This window comes from Agromyces sp. P1_H4 (assembly GCF_056405255.1).
This window is the reverse complement of record NZ_JBFUCL010000356.1, coordinates 1-3,812: the sequence shown is the minus strand read 5'-3', so window position 1 is coordinate 3,812 and position 3,812 is coordinate 1. Positions and strand designations below refer to the sequence as shown.

The 3,812-nt window shown below is 71.9% G+C and carries 4 protein-coding genes; 2 read left to right on the top strand and 2 right to left on the bottom strand.

The features are described from left to right. A partial coding sequence (locus AC1DY2_RS16955; RefSeq protein WP_476763477.1) for an agmatine deiminase family protein occupies positions 1–498 on the bottom strand: 498 nt, incomplete at its 3' end. Continuing rightward, positions 495–2,060, bottom strand: a complete 1,566-nt coding sequence (locus tag AC1DY2_RS16950; protein ID WP_476763476.1) for a purine-cytosine permease family protein — start codon at positions 2,058–2,060, stop codon at positions 495–497. The genes AC1DY2_RS16955 and AC1DY2_RS16950, both read right to left, overlap by 4 nt. Positions 2,061–2,152: 92 nt before the next feature. Here AC1DY2_RS16950 and AC1DY2_RS16945 point away from each other — a divergent pair, with 92 nt between their 5' ends. Together AC1DY2_RS16945 and AC1DY2_RS16940 are read left to right on the top strand one after the other, a co-directional pair. Further along, positions 2,153–2,779: a TetR/AcrR family transcriptional regulator gene (locus tag AC1DY2_RS16945; RefSeq protein ID WP_476763475.1), complete on the top strand. Its 627-nt coding sequence runs from the start codon at positions 2,153–2,155 to the stop codon at positions 2,777–2,779. Between the two features lie 88 nt (positions 2,780–2,867). Next, the coding region (locus AC1DY2_RS16940) for a PD-(D/E)XK nuclease family protein (RefSeq protein ID WP_476763474.1) at positions 2,868–3,812 on the top strand (945 nt) is incomplete at its 3' end.

Here is a 3,812-nt window from a genome sequence, read left to right as displayed (position 1 = left end):
GAGCTGCACCGTCTCGGTGAGGAGCACCGTGCCCTCGCCGTCGACGTGGATGCCGCCGCCCTCGTTCACGAGGACGCTCGAGACGAGTTCGGCACCCACGCGATCGGCGACGAAGCGCGCGATCTCGGCTGACTTCGTCCACTCGGCCCAGTCGGGCGCGCCCCAGCCGTTGAAGATCCAGTCGACGGCGCCGAGCACGCCCGGGCGCTCGTCGTCGAGGACGAACGTCGGACCGAAGTCGCGCATCCAGAACTCGTCGAGCGGGGCCTCGACGAGCTCGATGGCCCCATCGAGCATGCGGCGGGCCCGGGCCGTCTCGGACGGGTCGACGACCATGACCAGCGGCTCGAACGGCACGATCGCGTTGGCGACCGCACTCCAGGCCGCGTAGCCGGCCTCGCGATCGGACTCGCGCTCGCCGAGGGTCAGCCCCTCGCGCGGGAACGCCATCCACGTGCGGTCGTGCGGGGCGGTCTCTGCGGGCATGCGCCAGCTCATGCGGGAACCTCCTGGTTGCGGTGAGCGGATGCCGCGGCATCCGTCGTGCTCTCATCATGGTCGTCGTGGTCGGTGGCGGGGTCCGTGGCGAGGTCTGCGGATGCCGCGGGCCGCCGCGCCGGGTCGCGGTACGGCGTCGTCGTGAGCCACAGCACGGCGTAGATGCCGCCCCCGAGGATCGGCCCCGCGAACGCCGAGAGGTCGGCTCCGCCGAGCGCCGCCGCGATGGGACCGACGTAGAGCGTCGTGTTCGCCATGAGCACGGCGACCGTCGTGGCGACGACCATGGCGATCGTGCCGGGCCAGAACCAGCCGCCCGAGTACCAGAACGGGCTCGTGCGGCGCTCGTCGCTCAGCGCGACGCCGTCGTAGCGGTTGCGGCGCAACCAGATGTCGACCGCGTAGACCGCCACGAGCGGGCCCAGCACCGTGACGCTGAGCTCGAGCGACGCGTTCAGCGTGTCGAGGAAGCTCGGCGCGAGGAAGACCGCCCAGCCGGCGAGCACCGTCGCGATGAGACCCGTGACGATGACCGTGGCCGCTCGGGAGACGCGGAAGCCGAGACCCTGCGCGTAGAGGCCCGTGGAGTAGGCGACGAGCACGTTGTTCGTGATGCTGCCGAGCACGACGATGGCGAGGAACACCGGGGTGAACCAGCCGGGCACGATCTCGCCGATGGTGAGCTGCGGATCGGTCATGTCGATCGCCGTCGCGGCGACGATGCCGAGGGTGCCGATGAGCACCGCGGGGATGAAGCCGCCCAGCGCCGTCCACCACGCGACCGCGYGCTTCGACGTGGACTGCGGCAGGTACCGGGCGTAGTCGGCGCCGGTGCCCCACGACAGCGGGCCCGAGGCGATGATCGCGTAGCCGAGCAGCAGCATGGCCCAGTGCTCGCCGACGGGCATGGGGGCCGGCGTGTACGAGAAGTCGGCGGCGCCGAGCACGAAGACGGCGAGCACCACGAACGCCACGGCGAGCGCCGCCGAGAACACGGGCGCGAGCTTCAGGATGGTGGCGTGCCCGTAGACGCTGAGCACGAAGCTGAGCGCCGCGACCACGACGAGCACGATCCACTCGGCGCCGGCGGGCAGCGGCACGCCGAGGATGCCGAGCAGGGCGTTCGCGGCCAGAGTGGCGACCGCGATGTTGATGATCTCGTAGAAGAGGCCGATCGCCACGCCGAGTCCGCCCCCGAAGACGCGGTTGCCGCGGATGCCGAACATGGCGCGCATGATCGCGACGCTCGGCGTGCCCGACGCCGGGCCGCTCACCGCGAGCCAGCCGACGGCGGCCCACCAGAGGTTGCCGATCACGGTGATCGCGAGCGCCTCCCAGATCGAGAGGCCGAGCAGCACGAGCACGCCGCCGAGCACGAAGTAGAGGTAGTTGACGTTCGCGGACATCCACACCCAGAACAGCTCACGGGGCCGGCCGTGCCGGTCGGAGCGCGGGATGACGTCGATGCCGTGCTGCTCGACGTGACCGGCGCGATCCGCGGCCGGCTCGGTCGACGGCACGGGAGGTGGCTCGATGGCCGGTTCGATCGCTTCGTTGCGCATGATGGGGGACTCTCTCGACACGGCCGGGACTCGACCTACTATTGATCACACGATCAATAAGATGCAGTGACGTTACCTACACTGAGGTCACGATGTCAAGAGCCCCCCGTAAGAAGGCCGCCCGCAAGTCGCCGGCAGAACGCTCCGCCGAGATCGCGGATGCCGCGCGCGACGTGGCCCTCGAGCACGGCCTGTACGCCGTGACCCTGCGCGCCGTCGCCGCCCGCATCGACGTCGCTCCGGCCCTGGTCGCGCACTACCAGCCCGACATGCACGCGCTCGTCGCCTCGACGTTCGGAGTGATCGTCTCGGCCGAGCTCGAGGAGGTCGAGGAGCTCGTCGAGCCGCTCCCCTCGCCCAGCGTGCGCCTCGCCGTGCTGCTCGACACGCTGCTCGACGGCAGTCGCGACGACGTCACCGTGGTGTGGGTCGAGGCGTGGGCGCTCGGGCGGCGCAACGAGGCCCTCGCCGCCCGGGTCCGCGACGAGATGGACGCCTGGCGCGCCTTCGTGCAGGGCATCGTCGAGGCGGGCATCGCCGCCGGCGAGTTCGAGACGGATGACGCGGCATCCGTCGCCTGGCAGCTGCTCGGAATGATCGACGGCCTCAACGCGCACGCGCTCGTGCGCTGGGAGGACGCCGACGACCGCGGCTCCCGGATCGGGCACGCCGTCGAGGGCATGCTCGGGCTCGGGCGGGGAGCGCTCGCGGGCCGCTGAGGTGCGCCCGACGCGATGCGGCGGGCCCGGCGCCGATGTCGGCGGCCGGGGTTACGGTGAACACCGGGACGACGAAGGGATGCCGCAAATGTACGTGGTCGACGGCACCGTCGTGACGAGCGCGAGCGACCTCAAGAAGGCCTCGGAGTGCGAGTTCGCGTTCCTGCGCGAGCTCGACGTGAAGCTCGGTCGCGACACCCTCTTCGAGCCGGTCGCCGACGCCATGCTCGAGCGCGCCGGCCGCATGGGCGACGAACACGAGCTGCGCGTGCTCGAGGCCTACCGCGAGCAGCTCGGCGACGGCGTCGTCGAGATCGAGCGGCCCGACCTCCGCGATCCCGATGCCGTCGCGGCGGCCGTCACCGCCACGCGCGACGCGTTCGCGGCGGGTGTGCCGGTGGTGTTCCAGGCGACCTTCGTCGACGACGGGTTCATCGGCTTCGCCGACTTCATCGTGCGCCAGCCCGACGGCCGCTACCTCGTTCAAGACTCCAAGCTCGCCCGCCGCGCCCGGGTCACCGCGCTCCTGCAGCTCGCGGCCTACGCCGAGCAGCTCGAGCGCCTCGGCGTGCCGTGCGCCGACACCGTCGAGCTCCTCCTCGGCGACGGCACCACGAGCGTGCACCGGCTCGACGACATCGAGCCCGTCTACCGCCTGCGCCGGGCCCGCCTCGGGCAGATCGTCGCCGAGCGCCTCGACGCCGACGGGCCGGTCGAGTGGGGCGATCCCCGCTATACGCTCGACGGGCGCTGCCCCACGTGCGACCTCGAGGTGCAGGCGCACCGCGACGTGCTCCTCGTCGCCAGCCTGCGCGTCACCCAGCGCGTCGCCCTGTTCGACGCCGGCATCACCACGATCGACGCGCTCGCGGCAACCGAGGGTCCGGTGCCCGGCATCCTCGACGCGACGCTCGAGAACCTCCGCATCCAGGCGCGACTGCAGCTCGAGGCCGAGGCGACGGCCGCCGTCATCGAGGCGTCAGGCGGGCGCTCGCCCGACGACCCCCCGCTGCCGCCGCCCGTGGTCGTGCGC

Excerpts from the sequence above, each read along its gene's own strand:
- AC1DY2_RS16945 (WP_476763475.1), top strand. The coding sequence starts at position 2,153 with ATGTCAAGAGCCCCCCGTAAGAAGGCCGCCCGCAAGTCGCCGGCAGAA.